General features: G+C 67.0%; 13 protein-coding genes. 6 read left to right on the top strand and 7 right to left on the bottom strand.

The window, feature by feature from the left end; translation table 11 throughout:
* Positions 1 to 102: 102 nt before the first annotated feature.
* The 4 genes from AQJ67_RS35855 to AQJ67_RS35870 all read right to left on the bottom strand — a co-directional run bounded on the left by AQJ67_RS35855 (position 103) and on the right by AQJ67_RS35870 (position 3,730).
* On the bottom strand, positions 103 to 1,485 hold the full coding sequence (locus AQJ67_RS35855) for an SCO6881 family protein (RefSeq protein ID WP_062723645.1): 1,383 nt from the start codon (positions 1,483 to 1,485) through the stop codon (positions 103 to 105).
* A gap of 30 nt (positions 1,486 to 1,515) precedes the next feature.
* Positions 1,516 to 2,202, bottom strand: a complete 687-nt coding sequence (locus AQJ67_RS35860; RefSeq protein WP_062723646.1) for a hypothetical protein — start codon at positions 2,200 to 2,202, stop codon at positions 1,516 to 1,518.
* Positions 2,202 to 2,501, bottom strand: coding sequence for a DUF6112 family protein (locus tag AQJ67_RS35865; protein ID WP_062723703.1), 300 nt, complete (start codon positions 2,499 to 2,501; stop codon positions 2,202 to 2,204). The genes AQJ67_RS35860 and AQJ67_RS35865 overlap by 1 nt, the downstream gene beginning before the upstream one ends.
* A gap of 86 nt (positions 2,502 to 2,587) precedes the next feature.
* Complete coding sequence (locus tag AQJ67_RS35870) at positions 2,588 to 3,730, bottom strand: C40 family peptidase (RefSeq protein ID WP_062723647.1); 1,143 nt, start codon at positions 3,728 to 3,730, stop codon at positions 2,588 to 2,590.
* Between the two features lie 628 nt (positions 3,731 to 4,358).
* On the opposite strand from AQJ67_RS35870, the gene AQJ67_RS35875 reads away from it, so the two are divergent.
* Positions 4,359 to 5,108: a DNA-methyltransferase gene (locus AQJ67_RS35875; RefSeq protein ID WP_062723648.1), complete on the top strand. Its 750-nt coding sequence runs from the start codon at positions 4,359 to 4,361 to the stop codon at positions 5,106 to 5,108.
* Between the two features lie 96 nt (positions 5,109 to 5,204).
* Here the strand turns inward: AQJ67_RS35875 and AQJ67_RS35880 are convergent, their stop codons facing one another.
* On the bottom strand, positions 5,205 to 6,143 hold the full coding sequence (locus AQJ67_RS35880; RefSeq protein ID WP_062723649.1) for a DUF5655 domain-containing protein: 939 nt from the start codon (positions 6,141 to 6,143) through the stop codon (positions 5,205 to 5,207).
* Between the two features lie 328 nt (positions 6,144 to 6,471).
* Here AQJ67_RS35880 and AQJ67_RS35885 point away from each other — a divergent pair, with 328 nt between their 5' ends.
* Genes AQJ67_RS35885 through AQJ67_RS35900 form a run of 4 tightly spaced genes read left to right on the top strand, consistent with a single transcriptional unit; the run spans position 6,472 to position 13,799 of the window.
* Positions 6,472 to 7,947: an ATP-binding protein gene (locus tag AQJ67_RS35885; protein ID WP_062723650.1), complete on the top strand. Its 1,476-nt coding sequence runs from the start codon at positions 6,472 to 6,474 to the stop codon at positions 7,945 to 7,947.
* Positions 7,948 to 7,994: 47 nt separating this feature from the next.
* Positions 7,995 to 10,784 carry a Z1 domain-containing protein gene (locus AQJ67_RS35890; protein WP_062723651.1) on the top strand — a complete coding sequence of 930 codons (2,790 nt, stop codon included), beginning with the start codon at positions 7,995 to 7,997 and terminating at the stop codon, positions 10,782 to 10,784.
* Positions 10,781 to 11,788, top strand: a complete 1,008-nt coding sequence (locus AQJ67_RS35895; protein WP_062723652.1) for a PD-(D/E)XK motif protein — start codon at positions 10,781 to 10,783, stop codon at positions 11,786 to 11,788. The genes AQJ67_RS35890 and AQJ67_RS35895 overlap by 4 nt, the downstream gene beginning before the upstream one ends.
* Positions 11,781 to 13,799 (top strand): AIPR family protein, encoded by a 2,019-nt coding sequence (locus tag AQJ67_RS35900; RefSeq protein WP_062723653.1) that lies wholly within the window; start codon positions 11,781 to 11,783, stop codon positions 13,797 to 13,799. The genes AQJ67_RS35895 and AQJ67_RS35900 overlap by 8 nt, the downstream gene beginning before the upstream one ends.
* A gap of 31 nt (positions 13,800 to 13,830) precedes the next feature.
* Here the strand turns inward: AQJ67_RS35900 and AQJ67_RS35905 are convergent, their stop codons facing one another.
* Positions 13,831 to 14,019, bottom strand: coding sequence for an AbrB/MazE/SpoVT family DNA-binding domain-containing protein (locus AQJ67_RS35905; RefSeq protein ID WP_062723654.1), 189 nt, complete (start codon positions 14,017 to 14,019; stop codon positions 13,831 to 13,833).
* An 86-nt stretch (positions 14,020 to 14,105) separates the two neighbouring features.
* Between AQJ67_RS35905 and AQJ67_RS46050 the strand changes: the two genes are divergently transcribed.
* Complete coding sequence (locus AQJ67_RS46050) at positions 14,106 to 14,606, top strand: very short patch repair endonuclease (protein ID WP_244190704.1); 501 nt, start codon at positions 14,106 to 14,108, stop codon at positions 14,604 to 14,606.
* Here the strand turns inward: AQJ67_RS46050 and AQJ67_RS35910 are convergent.
* A complete protein-coding gene (locus tag AQJ67_RS35910) occupies positions 14,534 to 16,510 on the bottom strand; it encodes a DNA cytosine methyltransferase (RefSeq protein ID WP_062723704.1) in 1,977 nt (658 codons plus the stop codon). The two genes, AQJ67_RS46050 and AQJ67_RS35910, sit on opposite strands and share 73 nt — an antisense overlap.
* Positions 16,511 to 16,565: the final 55 nt, after the last annotated feature.

Here is a 16,565-nt window from a genome sequence, read left to right on the forward strand (position 1 = left end):
GAAGCCGTCCTTGGAACGTGGAGAGCAAGAAGAAGAAGAGGGGAGCCGACGGGGCGGGCGGCGCCGGAGGCGACCGGTGCCGCCCGCCCTGTCAGGCGAGGGCTACGAGCCCGATCCGCCCGGCGGCTCGGGGTAGACCCACCGCTGCGGCGTCGCACCGCCCTGCGGAGACTGCCCAGCCGTCGGCCCGGGGCGCCGGGGCGCCGGCGGATCCAGGTGCGTGATGCGCGGCGGCGTCACCGCAGCGCCCTGGGACGTTGGTCCGGAGGAGACCGGTGCCGCGTCGGCCGCCGCCTCCTGACCGGGACGCTGGATCAGTGGCTGACCGCGGTCCCCATCGGTAGGAGGCCGCCGGATCAGCGCCCGGCCCTTGTCGCCGGTGGCGTTGGGGTCCTCACCGAAGCGGAATTGGGTCTGCTTCGGCTTCTCGCCGACGCCCGATCCGCCGGTCGGGTCGATGCCGGAGGCGACACCGCCCCAGCCCTGGCCCGGAACCTTCGAAGGCCCCTGCGGAGCCCGCATGCCCGTACCTGCCTGCATCGCGAGCTGGCCCGCGGTCTTCGCGGCACCGGCAGCCACCGCGACACCGGCGACGCCGGTACGGTGCAGGTCGTCCTGGCCGCCGCCGTCGGCCGCCCAGTGCACGAACTTGTACGTGGCGTAGGGGCACAGCATCACCAGGACCATGACGACGATGCCCGCCATGGCGTCGGACAAGGCGGCGAGTCCGTCAGAGGCGTCGCTCTTGCCCATGGCCGAGACGCCCAGCAGGAACACGATCGTCATCAGCAGCTTGCTGACGATCAAGGTCGCGGTCGCCTCGGTCCACCCACGTCGCCAGCGCCGCGCGACTTCCCAGCCGCCGCCCGCGCCGGCGAACACCGCCAGCGTCACCAGGACCAGAATGCCGACCTTGCGGGCGACCATCACCGCCCAGTACAGGAACGCGCCGATGGCGCACCCGAGGCCGACCATGGCTGGGATGGTCCAGCCCAACGCGTACATCGGGCCGAGGTTGTTGACCTCGATGATGCGGCGGATGGCGTCGTCGACCGAAGTGTTCGCCGCCCTGAACAGTCCGGCGGACAGCGCGTCGACGACGGTCAGCGCGACGGTGGTGCAGGCGATCGCGGCGAACGCGAACAGGACGCCGGCCACCGTCCCGGTCACCGCCTGCGCGAGGGCGCGCTCGTCACGGCGCCAGGCGGCCCGCATCAGCTGTAGACAGAACGTGCCGACGGTCAGGACGAGACCGATGGGCAGCAGCAGCTCGTAGTTGTCGCGGAACCACTCGGCGTTGAGATCGACGGCCGTGGTCTTGTCGACCGCCGTCGAGGCCAGGTCCGCGGCGGACTGGGCCAGTTCGCCCATCGACTTGGCGATCCAGGCACCGATGCCATCGGTGATCGCCTCGCCGGTCGAACCGACGACCCCGCCGACGGTGTCGCACACCGCGCTCATCAGGGGAAGGTCACAAGCCCCCATGGGGGCACCTCCTTTCGGGAATTGGGGGCGTCAGGGCGCGACGTTCGGCAGCACGCCGACCAGGGCGCAGGCCTTGTCGGGGCGGCACTGGACGGCGAGCGTGCTGGAGCGGGACTCGGCTCCAGATCCGGAGCCCTTCCAGACGATGGACTGCTTGCCGGTGACCGTGACGGCGTAGACGTACGCCTCGGTGATCGCCCCGGGGTCCTGGGCCAGGGCGGTCTTGAACGCCTGCGGGAAGTGGCCCTCGCCGACCTTGGCGGTCGCGCGCTGCTGGTTGTCGTGCATCCGCGACCACAGCACCGGGCTCGGTATCTGGTCGGAGACGGAGCCCCAGTCGGCGTACTTCTTCTCGCCGGTCATCCACCGCTTGAGGCCGGCGACGTGCTCGGCACGGGAGAAGGACCGGGTGTCGTACGTCCACAGGACCTTGGTGGCCGCCTTGGCGAAGACGATCGGATCGCTCGTCCTAGGCGGCGATGCGACAGCCTCGCCCTCATCGGCGGTCGCCTCCGGCGAAGCGGCTGGCGGTGCAGACGCCGGGCTTGGGGAGGGCTGCGCGGAGGCGGGGCTCTCCGCGCGGGTCAGATACGCGACGAGACCGGCGACGGCCAGCAGCACGACGAGCACGAGGCCGCCCATCAGGGCACGCCGCAGGACGGAGGACGACGCCCCGTAGGTGCGCTCCTGGGCGGCGAGGAAACGTTTCCTCGACATCAGTGAACCTGCGTCCCCATCGCCGAGAAGAACGCGACGATCCCGTTGGCCGCGCCCAGCAGCAGCGCGCACCCGGCGGCGATGACCGTGCCCTTCTTCCCGTTCGCCTCGGCCTGGTGGCCACCGCTGTGGTGACCCCACGCCCAGACCATGGCGGAGATGGCCAGCGCGCCGACCACCGCGATGATCCCGAAGAGGTTGATTGAGGAGACGACGTTCTTCAGCACGCTGAGGCCAGGGAGACCGCCCTCCTTTGGTGTGATGCCGGGGTTGTACGCCAGGTACTGGGCGTGCTGCATGAGCTTCACGTGGAACTCCAGTGAGATTTTGGGCGCGCGAGGGCCCGAGAGGAGGTGGAGCGAGGGGAGGGGGAGAAAGAGGCGGGTCAGACGACCCGGCGGGCGGCGACGATGTCGGCGCGCCAGTCGGCGAGGGTCGAGATCTTGACCACGTCACCGGTGTGCGGAGCCTGCAGGATCAACCCCTGGCCAATGAACATCCCGACGTGTTCGGGCACCTTGGCTGTGCCGCGGGTGAACAGGAGGTCACCCGGCTTGAGGGCGTCGACGCTGACCGCCTTGCCCTCCCTGACCTGCGTGTACGTCGTGCGGGAGATCGAGACACCACCGGCCTTGTACGACGCCTGCATCAGGGACGAGCAGTCGCACCGGCCCATCGGGTCCTGACCGTGCGGAGCGGAACACGAACCGCCCCACTGATACGGCGTACCGAGCTGACCAAGGCCCCAACGGATCGCCGTACGCACCGACTTGGGCGCGCTGGCCGGGATCTCATAGCCCTCGGGGACCGCCCCCTCGGGAATCGGGCCGAAGGAGGACCCGTCCTCGCCGTTGCCGCATCCGGCAGTCGTTGAGGTGGCCGCCGGCTCGGCCTCACTGCCGGTGTCGCTCTCCTTGCCGGAACTTCCGTCCTGGCTCAGTGACTTGGCGATGGCCTTCTGCAGGGCCGTGGCCAGCGGCTCCCACTTCGCGTACGCGTCGGGGTAGCCGCTCTTCTGAACCGCCTGCGCGGCCTGGGCGACGGTCATCGACTGCCAGCCCGAGACCTTGAGCAAGCCCTCGTAGAACTTCGTCGAGGCGTGCACCGGATCGCGAACCTCGGCAGCCGTACCCCAGCCCTGGCTGGGGCGTTGCTGGAAGAGACCGAGCGAATCGCGATCCCCGTAATCCAGGTTCCGCAGCCCCGACTCCTGGAGAGCCGTGGCCAGGGCAACGACCTGCCCCCGCGCCGGCACCTTCATCGCGATGCCGGTGGCCTGGATCGTCTCGGCGTTCGGTATCTGTTCCTCGGGGTCATCCAGACCCGAAACGGACACGGATCCCTTGCTGCCGTCCTTGAGGATCGACTTCACCAGCTTCGCGACCGCCGCGCTGTCCACAGCCTGTGTACCGCCTGCGGAACAGGCGGCCTGAGCACTGCTGGAACCAGCGAGAGCGACAGCGACCGGCGCTATCAACAACGTGGGGCCGAGCGCCACGGCCCCTGCTATGGCGATGGCCTTCTTCACGGACGCGTGCCGAACGCCGAGCGGCAGGACAGGGAATCTGGCACCGGGGCGCGGCGCGCCTGGGCATGCTGCATCGACAGCTCCTTGCTCGTAGGCAGCGCGGCGCAGGCGTTCTCGTCGAAAAGGCCACCGGCACCACGCCGGTTATGAATTCGCAATCCCTGAGGGAGTCAGGGAAACCAGGGCCGGAAGCTGCTAACTCCCGGCCGCTGGCCCCTTACTGGAAAGCGGCAGCCAGCCGCGCTCGTAATCTCACTCGCCACATGGGGAGTCCCCTTCGCCGATTAGGAAGCCCGTCGGTGGAGTGTCAGGGACGCCGTCCTTTGGATGGAACGGCACGCATCGACACAGTTCAGCAGGGGTGGAACCAGGTCCCGTCCTGCGAACACGGCGAGACTGTAGAGACGAAATTCGGCCGCGCCAAACGGCCCGTGCCTCGGGTGGTTTCGAGGTGCTGAGCCGAGATCTGCCTCATTGGGTGCGGCCGGAATTCGGGGTTAACCTCCAGCGCATTGCTCGTCACGGCGGCTGCTTTCGTAGTTCCGCGGAGTGACGCATGCCGACGTGCGCTTGCCCTCCGAGAACGGAGAAAGGGCGCACCCGCCTCCCCGAAAGAGAGAACCGCGCAATGCCGTACACCCTCCACCGAGGCGACGCGCTGATCGCCCTCGCCGGCATCCCCGACAACAGCGTCGACGCCGTGATCACCGACCCGCCGTACAACAGCGGCGGCCGAACGAGCAGTGAGCGCACAGGCCGCTCCGCGCGCGCGAAGTACACCTCGGCGGACGCCGAGCACGACCTCGCCAACTTCCCCGGCGAGAACCGAGACCAGCGCTCGTACGGCTTCTGGCTCACCCTCCTGCTCACCGAGTCCTATCGCGCGACCGTCGAGTCCGGCACCGCACTCGTCTTCACCGACTGGCGGCAGCTGCCGACGACGACGGACGCGCTCCAGGCCGCCGGGTGGACCTGGCGGGGGATCGCGTCCTGGCACAAGCCGGTCTCCCGGCCGCAGAAGGGGCGACTCAAGCAGTCGTGCGAGTACATCGTGTGGGGCACCAAGGGGCCGGTCGACGCCAACCGGAACCCCGTCTACCTCCCGGGTCTCTACACGGCGAGTCAGCCACGGAAGGACCGGGTGCACATCACGCAGAAGCCCGTGGAAGTGATGCAGGAGCTGGTAAAGATCTGCCCGCCGGGTGGAACGGTCCTTGACCCGTTCACCGGCTCGGGGACGACCGGCGTAGCCGCCCTGAGGGAGGGGCGCCAGTTCATCGGCGTCGAGCTCTCCGATCACTACGCAGACATCGCGGAACAGCGGCTCAAGGCCGCCCTGACGCAGGACGACTTCGTCCTGGCAGGGCCGGAGGCATGAGCGTGAGAGCGACCAGACCAGGGCAGACGGACCGCAGACGTCAAAGGGCGGCTGGTGCATCGAGAAGTCGATGCACCAGCCGCCCTTCCTCTCAGGTCAGGCTGCCTCGAACGCCCTCCGGATCAGCGGTCCCGCCTTCTCCAGGTCAGCGGCAGAGACGATCCGGACCTCCAGGTCACCGGTGCCGAGGTGGCCGATACCGCGCATGTCGCGCGAGAAGTCATCCTCCAGCTCGACCGTGTCCGGGTCGACCTTGAGGTAGACCAGGATCGCTTTGTGCTTCGGGCGGAAGATGACGGAGGCGATGTTCACCATCCGGCGGTAGGCGATGTAGTGCCGAAGCTGAGCCACCTCGACCTCGCCCCAGGCGGTGAGGGCCTCGTCCAGCTCGGTGTACAGGTCCCGAAGGCAAGCAGGTGCCATGGCCGGGGGCACCTGGATCGACGGTGTGTCATCCCCGAGGTCGGCACGGGCCGCCGCATCCCTCCCCGGACTCCGCTGCCGAGCTGGAGCGGGACGCGGGGAACCGGGTGCGGACTCGATCAGCAACAGGCTCAGCAGCCCGCCGTCGAAGACCCGGTAGCGCACCAGGTCGATCCGCTCGCGCAGACGGTGCACGGCGACCCGGTCGTGGTGAGAGAAGCTGGCCGCGATACAGACCATCCGCGGGTTCCGCCAGTCGATCGCCTCGGCAGCCTCGGCACCCAGCTTCTCCTTGACCAGCGCCTCGAACTCGTGACGAGCGGAGTCCAACCACGACAGGTAGGAGACGCCCTGCGAGAGGACACCGCTGTCGGCGCCCTTCTTGTACTCGATCAGCGCAGGGGTGCCGTTCTCGTCCAAGCCGAGCGAGTCGATCCGGCCCCGGTGCCAAGGCCCTGTCGGGTACTCCGACGCCAGGAAGCGGATGCCGAGCATCGACTCCATCCCCGCCTCGATCCGGCGCTGAAGCTCCACCTCCAGCGCCACCGACGAGCCCCGCAGCTCGATGTCCCGGCCATCGGCATCCAGCCGGAACAGCTTCAGGTCCGTCACCTGCGCCCCCTCCCGCGCTCATTACAGGAGGAGCAATCGAAATCGGCCTGCGGGTATTCCGGTGGACACTTCGTGGCTACCGCTACCGGTGCCCCCTACGCGCTATGCCTCGTAGAGCTGGCGGACACCCCTCCACGGAGATCATCTAGGCCAGACAAGCCCCGTTCGGTACCATGCTCCGAACGGGGGATTTCGGCTGGCGTGGGACGAGTTGCAGCACACCCACCACCCAAGACCCGAGAAGTCCTGCCACATGCCGCTCCGCGGAGCGCGCAGACGAATCGACCGCAGCAGGACTGACCGGGTATGCCGGGTACGGAGCGTGAAGATGGACTTCGACGTCGCCGCTCCCGACCCTGCCGGCATGGTGGCGTCGCTCAGTTCGCTTGGCTACTCGCTTCCCGCCGCCGTCGCAGACCTCGTGGACAACAGCGTCTCGGCAGAGGCCAAGAACATCGACGTCGACTTCACGTGGGACGGGCAGAGCTCCTGGATCGCCGTAACTGACGACGGCCGGGGGATGACGGAGCCCGAGCTGGTGACCGCCATGACGGTGGCGGCGCGCGGCCCGTCCGCCGAACGGAGTGCCACGGATCTCGGCCGTTTCGGTGTGGGGCTGAAGTCCGCCTCCTTCTCCCAGTGCCGCAAGCTCACTGTCGCCACGGTCAGGGACGGGACCTGGCATGTCCGGACGTGGGACCTCGGTGTCGTGGAGCACTACAAGGAGTGGCGGCTCCTTCGGGACCCGGGCGACACGACCATGGCCCTCCTGCGTCGGGTCGCGGGAAGTATGCAGCACGGGACCGTCGTCCTGTGGGAACAGCTCTCCGGCTACCACAACACCGCCGTGACTTGCGACGACGAAAAGACGCAGGCCCAGTTCTATGCGGAGGCGGAGCGTACCGAAGCCCACCTCTCAATGGTCTTCGCCCGTTTCCTGCAACGTCCGGCCCGGTGCCGGCTCCGGGTGCGCGGCTCCGACCTCTCCCCGTGGGACCCCTTCCTGTCCACGCATCCGTCGGTACAGCGGATCCCCTGGGAGCCTCTACCGCTCGGATCGCAGTCGGTGCGAGTGGAGCCCTTCGTCCTCCCGACGGCACAGCGTCTCTCGGAGGCCGAATACGAGTCGGCTGCGGGACAGAGAGGATGGCTGGGACAACAGGGCTTCTATGTCTACCGGCGTGACCGCCTGATCCTGGCCGGTGACTGGCTGGGGATCCGAGGCCTACGGCGCGAGGAGAAGTACAACCTTGCGCGGATCGCCGTGGACATCCCTGCGGAGACCGATGCCGACTGGGGCGTGGACGTGCGCAAGGCGAGTGTGGTTCCCCCCGTCTCCCTGCGTCGTCACCTGGAGAGGATCGCCAGGTACACCCGCGAGGCGGCCTCCCGTTCCGCACGACAGCGTGGTCAGGTCGTGTCCAGGGCGCACGGCGACCCCCTGAAGTTCGCCTGGAACGTGAAGCGTCACGACGGCCGGATCGTTCTGCGTGTCAACAGAAAACACCCCTTGGTGAAGGCAGCGATGGACGACCACGGCGGCAATCCGGAGGTCGTCCGCTCGATGATCCGCCTCCTTGAGGAGACAGTCCCTGTCACGGCGCTCCGCATGCTCCATGAGACCGACACGGTCGACGACCCCGAACCCTTCGGCGGTCCGGGGCCAGCCGCTCCGGAGACCGTCGACATCGCCCGCCAGGTGTACGAAGCGCTCGTTGACCAGGGCCGCTCCCCTGAGGACGCCCGGGGCGTCCTCAGCTCCATGCCCCCCTTCGACGAGCAACAAGGTTTCTGGAACTCCTGACACCTGGTAGTCCCCACTCTCAACCGACCCGGCCGCAGGAGGTCGCAGTGAGCACCACCCCCGAGGACAGTCTCGAAAAGGCCGAGCAGACAGCGGTACTGCTCCTGCCCGGCGACCGGCAGGCGACGCCGGCCGAGGTCGACTTCGCCGTGAACACCGCGGTCAGCATCCTCGCTGCCCAGGGGATCACCGTGGACCGGGACCAGGTGCGGAAGGTGCTAGAGGCACGGGCCTCCGTGTTCCAGGCTGATTCCTCCGCGATGAAGAACGACGAAGGCCACGTGGCCTGGCTCGCCGACGCGAAGGCCGACCGGAAGTGGGACTTCTGGGACCGCTACCGGCGCTACCTCCTGAGCGTCTCCAAGCTCCCGATGCAGGTCGTGCGCCGACTCGACCAGAGCACCGACGACGTTCTCGGAGAGCTGGAAGACCCCCAGCGAGAAGGCGCCTGGCGCCGGACCGGGCTCGTGATCGGACAGGTCCAGTCCGGCAAGACAGGGCAGTTCATCGGGCTCGCTGCGAAGGCAGCCGACGCCGGCTACCGACTCATCGTGGTGTTCGCCGGGATCCACAACGACCTGCGCAGCCAGACACAGCTCCGTATCGACGAAGGACTCCTCGGATTCGACACCCAGTACCAGTTCCGCTCGGACGATGACGCGCATCGTCATATCGGTGTCGGTGCGATGTCACACGGCAAGCGCCTGAAGGCTGCATCGCTCACCACCAGCCACGAAAAAGGGGACTTCGCCCGGAAGACGGCGGTCTCCGCGAACGTCCCGGTGGGCAGTGTTCCGGTCGTTCTCGTCGTCAAGAAGAACCGTCGGATCATCGACAACCTGCGTGACTGGGTGATCGACAACCACGGCGTGGAGGACCCGGAGACCGGACGGATGGTCGTCCCCGATCTCCCCTTGTTCGTGATCGACGACGAGGCCGACAACGCCGGGGTGAACACCTCCAAGGACCCCGACACCAACCCGTCGGCGATCAACAAGGCCATCAGGCGGTTGGTCAACAGCTTCACGAAGGCGTCCTACGTCGGCTACACGGCGACCCCCTTCGCGAACATCTACATCAATCCCGACACGGACCACGACGAGCTGGGCCCGGATCTCTTCCCGGAGAGCTTCATCCGCACCCTGCGTGCGCCGTCCAACTACCTCGGTCCCGAGCGGGTCTTCGGTCTACAGACCGACGGAGACGAGGAGGACATCGATCCGCTGCCGCTCACAAGGCACATCAAGGACACGGACCTCTGGGTGCCGGACAAGCACAAGTCCTACCACCAGGTTCCCGACTTCCTGCCCGAGTCGCTGCAGCGTGCCGTCCGGTCCTTCGTCCTGACCTGCGCGGCACGTCGAGCACGGGGGCAGGTCGCCGTGCACAACTCCATGCTGGTGCACGTGACCCGCTTCACCGCCGTACAGCAGCAGGTCCGCGACCAGATCGATGCCCATGTGCGTCTGCTATTCGATGTCCTCCAGGACCGGTTCAGCAGTGCCCGCGAAGAACTCGAAGAAGAGCTGCGGGAGCTCTGGGACGAGGACTTCGTCCCCTGTACCGAGGACATGACGGGGGGCAGGCTCGACTGGGAGGATGTCGAACCGCATCTCCACGCCTCCCTCGGGAAGATCACCGTCATGGCTGTCAACGGTGCCGCGAAGGACGCCCTCCAGTACTACGAGCGCCGGGAGACCGGCTTGTCGGTCATCGCCGTAGGTGGCGAGAAGCTCTCCCGCGGTCTGACGCTCGAAGGGCTGTCGGTTAGCTACTACCTGCGTGCCTCCAAGACGTACGACACCCTTCTGCAGATGGGCCGTTGGTTCGGCTACCGTCCTGGCTACGAGGACCTGTGCCGCCTGTACACGACACGTACGCTGCAGCGCCAGTACGCGGAGATCACTGCGGCCACCGACGAACTCCGGCGCGACGTCGAGGAGATGTCCGCCGTGGGACTCACCCCCCGCGAGTACGGTCTCAAGGTCAGGACCTCGTCGCTCGGCCTCGGCATCACGGCCTCCAACAAGATGAGGCAGGGCACGCGTGTCCGCCTCAGCTACTCCGGCGAGCTTCCCGAGACGACCATCTTCGACCTCTCGGAGAGGGCAGTTCGTAACAACCACGAGACCCTCGCATCGTTCGTCGCGCGCCTCGACGCGCACTCCGCGGGGGAGGTGGACGAGCGGAGCGGGAGCATCACCTGGAGCGGCGTCGCGCCCTCGGACGTCACCGAGGGTTTCCTCGACTCCTATCTCACCGACCGGCAGGCCCAGCGGGTGCGGCCGGCGTTCATCGCGGAGTACGTACGCCAGTGCGCCAAGCATGGTGAGCTGGGCAACTGGACAGTCCGTCTGGCCAGCCGGCTGCCCGAGGGAGCGCCGGCCGATATTGCGGGCCATTCCGTCGGCCTCATCACGCGCAGCCACTCCAAGTCCTCGGAGGTCGTCCCCGGCCGCTACACGATCAAGCGCGTGCTGAGCCCCGCCGACGAGCTCTGCGACCTGACCCCTGAACAGTACGACCGTGCGCTGAAGGCCACACAGGAAGCCGCGAAGGGCAAGCTCAACAGGAAGGGCGAACCGCTCGATCCCGACACCCCCCGCGGTCGGCCCCTGCGTCACCAGCGTCGCGCTGACCAGCCGTTGCTTCTGCTGTATCCCCTCAGCCCTGCCGAGGTGGCCAAGTCGTCGGGGAACCCCGAGCCGGTCGCTCCGCTGGTCGGGTTTGCCATCAGCTTCCCGTTCTCCGGCCAGCAGTTGAAGACCGAGTACGTGGTGAACGACATCTGGTTCAAGCAGGACATGGAGTTCGACGACTTCGAGGACGAAGAGTGATCGACGAGAGTGTGTGGCAGGAGCTGGAGGCTCACCAGCAGACCCCGGGCAGGTCCACCCGGCGGCTCCACCCCGACTCCCCGCACGACATCCAGGTGTCGGTGACGCACCCCGCCCTCCGACGGATGCTGCTGCTCGGCACGGACGCCAGGACCGCCGACACCGTACGCAAGGAGATCCACGAACTGCCGGCCACCCGTGGCCTGCAGCTGAACCTGTCGTCGGTGTCCGGCAACCACTACGAGCTCCAGGTCATGCTCACCGACGACGAACTCACGGAGGTGTTCACCCCGCTCGTCTCCGACATCGCTGAAGTGGTGCGGGATGCGCCGACCACGGAGACGGCGGCGGAGGCCGCGGTTCGCCGCTACGTCCGATGGCAGCAGCTGCTGCGCTCCGTGTCGCGCGAGGGCTTGTCCCGGCAGGCCCGGTGTGGCCTCTTCGGCGAACTCCACTTCCTCCTTGAGTACGTGCTGCCGACTTTCGACCAGCACACCGCCGTCACCTCCTGGACCGGACCGAGACAGACGAACCAGGACTTCCAGCTGCCCGGTGCCGCGGTCGAGGTGAAGGCGACCACGGCCCGCTCTCCCCGGACGGTCCAGATCGCAAGCGAGCGGCAGCTGGACACGGCTGACTCGACGCCCCTCGCACTGGCCCACGTCGTCCTCGACGACCGGCAGAGGGGGCTCGGCATGAGTCTGAACGCCTTGGTGGACGAGATACGGGCCCGTCTGACCTCACCGTCCGTCTCCCAGCGCTTCGAGAGCCTGCTGATCCAGGCCGGCTACCTGCCGAACCAACGGGATCTCTACGAGCACGATCGCTACACCCTGCGGCGTAGCGAGTTCTGGACGGTCGGGGAGGGCTTCCCCCGCATCGTCGAGGCCGAACTGCCGCCCGGAGTCGGCAACTGCACCTACACCATCGACGTGTCGGCGCTGGCCACCCACAGCGTTACCGCCGAAGCACTGGTCGACATGATCCGAGGAACCCATGGCTGAGCACGACCTCCACGAGTACTCCCGCGCGCTGGTGACCGACATCCAGGCGCTGGCGGACGCCGAGGGCGGCTCGATCCCGAACACGTTCACCCAGCACGTACTCGACATCCTTGAGGAGGCCGGGGTCGTCACCGACGCGGCACTCGCCTACCACTCCTCCCGGGGACTGGAGATCTACGGCTACGGTCTGCCCGAGGACGGGTCCAGTCTCGACCTCTACACAACGGACTTCAACCTGACCCCGTCGAGCAGCAAGCTGACCAAGGCCGAGTCCGACAGGCTCTTCCGCCGGCTGTTCGCGTTCCTGGGCAAGCACGGGGCCATCCGCCCCAACCAGGAGGACAACACCGACGTGCACGACATGTGCGTCGGTGTGGAGAAGGCGTTGTCGGACGTTCCGAAGATCCGGCTCTTCCTCCTCAGCAACAGGGTCAGCACGACGAGCGCCCCGGAGCCCACGGAGTTCGAGGGAATCCCCGTCACCTACGAGCTCTGGGATCTCGCGCGGCTCCACAGGCACGAGACCTCCGGGAGTATCGGCGAGCCCATCAAGGTGACCTTCGAGCGTCCTCTTCCCTGCCTGGCGGCTAACAGCGACGAGCCGAACTACTCGGTCGTCCTGGCCGTGATTCCCGGTCGGCAGCTGGCCGAGCTGTACAAGGAGCACCGGACGCGGCTGCTCGAACTCAACGTCCGGTCCTTTCTCCAGACCCGCGGTGCCGTGAACAAGGGCATCCGTGACACCCTGCTGAACGCCCCGGGCAAGTTCCTCGCCTACAACAACGGAGTGACCGCCACCGCCTCGGACGTGGACTTCGAGACGGACGAGGCCGGCAGCCCCGTTGCCATCAGGAGCATGACCGGCCTCCAGATCGTCAACGGCGGCCAGACCACCGCCTCGCTGCACCACGTCCTGACCCGTGACAAGCGGGACCTGGACGGGGTCCACGTGCAGATGAAGCTCACGATCGTCGACCCCGCCTACCTTTCCGAGATCGTTCCGAAGATCTCCCAGTACTCCAACACCCAGAACAAGGTGACGCTGGTCGACTTCAGCTCGAACCACGAGTTCCACGTCGCGTTCGAGCGTGTCTCCCGCAGTCTGTGGGCTCCTGCAACCGACGGCAGCGGTCAGGAGACGCGATGGTTCTACGAGCGGGCGCGGGGCCAGTACACCGACAAGTCCGCCGAGCACGAGACCCGCGCCGCCCAGCGCAAGTTCAAGCTGATCACGCCTACACGGCAGCGGTTCAGCAAGTCCGACCTGGCCACCTTCGTGCACTCCTGGGAACAGCTCCCGTACTGGGTGAGCCGCGGCGCACAGAAGAACTTCGCCCATTTCATGGAGCGGATCGAGAAGTCCGACCCCGTAGTGGACGTGCAGTACTGCAAGCGCGCCATCGCCACCGCCCTCCTCTTCCAGGCCGCCGACCGCATCGCCCGAACGCACTCGGCCGGCAGCCACAAGCGACTGATCACGACCTACACGGTCGCCCGGCTCTCACTCGCTGCCGGGAAGCGGATCGACCTCGACAGGATCTGGAACGAGCAGGGCACCACGGGTGCCCTGCAGGACGCCCTCGACGAGCTCACTCCCCTGATCATGGAGACGGTGATCTCCGGCGACCGGCACGTGTCGGAGTGGGCGAAGAAGCCCGACTGCTGGGACGAGGTGTCCCGCATCCCGTGGACGATCCCCGACGCCTTGGCCGCCGAACTCACAGCCGAGCCCTTCGAGATCGCCTCCCCTGAGAGCACCGAGTCCGACGAGGCCGAAGCCGCCGTCGAGGACATCCCCGGTGAGGAGTGGCAGGCTCTCGCGGACTGGGCCCGTGAAGGCCGGGTCCTGCGCGCCGTAGACAGGCAGCTCGCCGATCGTGTCGCGCAGCGTCTGTCCCAGGGACGACGGGTTACCGGGGCCCAGGCCCGGCAGGCGATGGAGGTCTACGAAGAGGCCCTGCGGCATGGTTTCCAACCCGCGTCGGTCGGCCTCGACCACGAGACGGCGTGAGCGCGAGAGACCCGGAGGACTCGGCCCGCCGCTACAGGGTTCCCTTGCCCAACAGGTCGCCGATCGCGTCTTCTGCCCGCCTCAGCACGATGCGCCCGTCCCCGTCACTGAATACCAGCAACCTGGTACCCGGGCTGATGCCTGCTTCGGCGAGGATCCCGAGCGGGAGCTCCACACGGCCTGCCTCGTCGACGTCGAGTTCTGCGGGTTCTCGGATCACCCGGGTCAGTCTGCCATCCGGAGCACGCCCAGAGGCGTGGCCGCCCAAGGTGAAAGCATGGCCTCGTGAGCACAGACGAAGGATGGGTGAGCACGCCCTGGAGTGCGCAGCTCCGAGGTCGCCGCATACGGGACACAGCACCAGAAAAGACCCTCAGGAGCGCAGTCCAGGCCCTCGGGCTCCGCTTTCGACTGCACCGTAAGGTCGCCCCTCGCTGTACGGCCGACTTCGTACTGCCCCGGCACTCCGTCGCGGTCTTCGTCGACGGCTGCTTCTGGCACGGCTGCCCCTCCCACGGCACACGGCACTTCCGCGGGCCGAACGCCTCGCGCTGGGAGGCCAAGATCACGGCCAACGTGGAGAGGGACGCCAGGAACACCCAAGCGGCAACAGACGCCGGATGGACCGTGGTGCGCATCTGGGAGTGCGAGGTAAGGGCTGACGCCGGGCGGGCCGCCCAGCGCATCGCCGAGGCCACACACCACAGCGTCCCTGTTCTCCCGGAGGCAGTCTGTCAGCCTGCGGTCAGGGCAACGTCGAAGGTGGCCTCGGTTCCCTCGTCCTCCTGCGGACGGGTCGGACAGTAGTCGCTCAGCGGGCAGCTTCCGCAAACAGGCTGCTTGTCCCGACACAGGTTGTCGCCGATGAACCTGATGGCGGCCATGCGTACGGGTGCATCACGGCCGGCGCCGAGAAGCTTGATGAGGTTGAGCCGCCCCTCGGTCAGTCGGTTGGTCAGATGCCACTCGTTCTGCTGCACCCTCGCAGCCACCCGCAACGCACTCTGGCTGACCAGCATGATGTCGCCGCCGGCCAGCAGCCTGAACAACGCGAGCTCAGCCGGCTTGAGCCCCATCAACTTGCTGTGATCAAGGACCGAATCCGCGTCCACCCAGACCTCGGGCCTGTCGACAACCGGACCGAGTCGGTCTTCCAAACGCTTGCGGACTGCCGCTGTAGGCGCCGCGTTCACGAGGGCGAGGTATAGCTCCCGGGTCAGTTCCTTGAGCCCGGCGACACCCTCCATCACGTTGGAGAGCTGCTTCGGGTGCAGCCTGCTTCCCGAGAGCACTGCCATCACGAGAGCCCCGAGTGGCTTCAGCTTCCGGCCGCCGGGGAACTGGTACCACTGTTCACCCGCGCGCTGCTCCTTGGCCCAGCGGGTCAGTTCCTCACGCACCTTCGGCCACTTGTCCGCGGCCTCGTCCCCCGCGGGAACATCCTGCGGCAGAAGAACCCGGGCTGCGGCTTCGCCCAGCAGCGGGGGAACCGCGTTGCCGATCTGCCGGAAGGCGTCGCTCCGCGTACCTGCGAACCGAAAGCGGTCCGGGAAGGTCTGGATCCTCGCAGCTTCACGCACGGTCAGCGTACGCGGCTCTTCAGGATGGATGTACCAGTAACCATCCTTGGCGATGTGCGCAGTGATCGTGCGGCTCAACTCGTTCCAGTCCAGCTTCTTGTACTTGTCAGTGAACTGCTGCGCGTCGTACCTCTGGAATTCCTTCTCGTCGTCTTCCAGCTTCTCGTCAAGCTCGGAGTAGCGAGTTTTGGAATCCATAACTGTGAAGATTTTGAAGTCGTCTTTACGAACCCGCCGCGTCATGTGGTCATGAATTACGCCCTTATCCGCTCCTTTGTGCATCTCCTTGGCGAAGGAAGACGGTTTCGGCTCCTGCTGTTCGTCGTAGTCGCCGACTCGGGCGCCCACCGCTTGCAAAGGCTCCGGGTTGAGCGCAGGAAGGTCGCCGATGGCATCCCGAAGGGAGGTCTGTTTCTTCGGCTTACCCCACGGGAAGCCGCCTCCGTCTCTCCGCGCGAGCAGGATCAGGCGCTTCCTGTGCTGCGGCACGCGGTAGTTCCACGCATCGACGAGGCGCACCTGGGTCACGTACCCGAGACTCTCCAGCCTTGCCTCGATGATGCGGATCACGCTGAAATCATCGCCGAGCCCCATGTCAGGGACGTTCTCCATGAGGACGGCACGTGGAAGGAGCCGCTCCACCACGTCGACATAGGCCCGCCAGAGTTCCTTTCGGAGATCATGCGGGTCACGGTTGTGATACTCGACCAAGTGCCGGATTTTGCTGCGTCCGGCACGACTGAACGGCTGGCATGGGGGCCCTCCCGCCACGAGATCGATCTCGGCGCCGGAGTCAAGGATTCGCTGGACGAATTCGCCTCGCTGGTCGTCGTCCCCGAGGTCGACGCAAAGGCTCATTCCCGGGAAGTTCGCTGCATGTGTCTCGCGGGCCCGCTCGTCGAAGTCCACGGCCGCAGCGGTGGTCCACCCGGCCCTCTGAAGGCCCAGGCTCAGCCCGCCGGCGCCCGAGAAGAGGTCGACAGCCAGGCGCTTGTCTTTTCCGTAACCGGACTGAACCCATTTCCTGAAATCATCCGGCTCACAGTGGTGCCTGTGCTTATCCAGTTCGAGGCAGTCGCTTCGCTCCAGGGGCACGCCATACGTGCTTGATGCCCCCTTCTCCTTCGCCACGACCCACTCCTCCGTACTGTCGACCTGAACGACCTCCAGGAGATCACGCACGACA

The organism is Streptomyces caeruleatus (assembly GCF_001514235.1).
GTDB classification, from domain to species: Bacteria; Actinomycetota; Actinomycetes; order Streptomycetales; family Streptomycetaceae; genus Streptomyces; species Streptomyces caeruleatus.

Coding starts and splice junctions, on each gene's coding strand:
- AQJ67_RS35900 (WP_062723653.1), top strand. CDS start 11,781: ATGGCTGAGCACGACCTCCACGAGTACTCCCGCGCGCTGGTGACCGAC.
- AQJ67_RS35885 (WP_062723650.1), top strand. CDS start 6,472: ATGGACTTCGACGTCGCCGCTCCCGACCCTGCCGGCATGGTGGCGTCG.
- AQJ67_RS35860 (WP_062723646.1), bottom strand. CDS start 2,202: ATGTCGAGGAAACGTTTCCTCGCCGCCCAGGAGCGCACCTACGGGGCG.
- AQJ67_RS35855 (WP_062723645.1), bottom strand. CDS start 1,485: ATGGGGGCTTGTGACCTTCCCCTGATGAGCGCGGTGTGCGACACCGTC.
- AQJ67_RS35865 (WP_062723703.1), bottom strand. CDS start 2,501: ATGCAGCACGCCCAGTACCTGGCGTACAACCCCGGCATCACACCAAAG.
- AQJ67_RS35875 (WP_062723648.1), top strand. CDS start 4,359: ATGCCGTACACCCTCCACCGAGGCGACGCGCTGATCGCCCTCGCCGGC.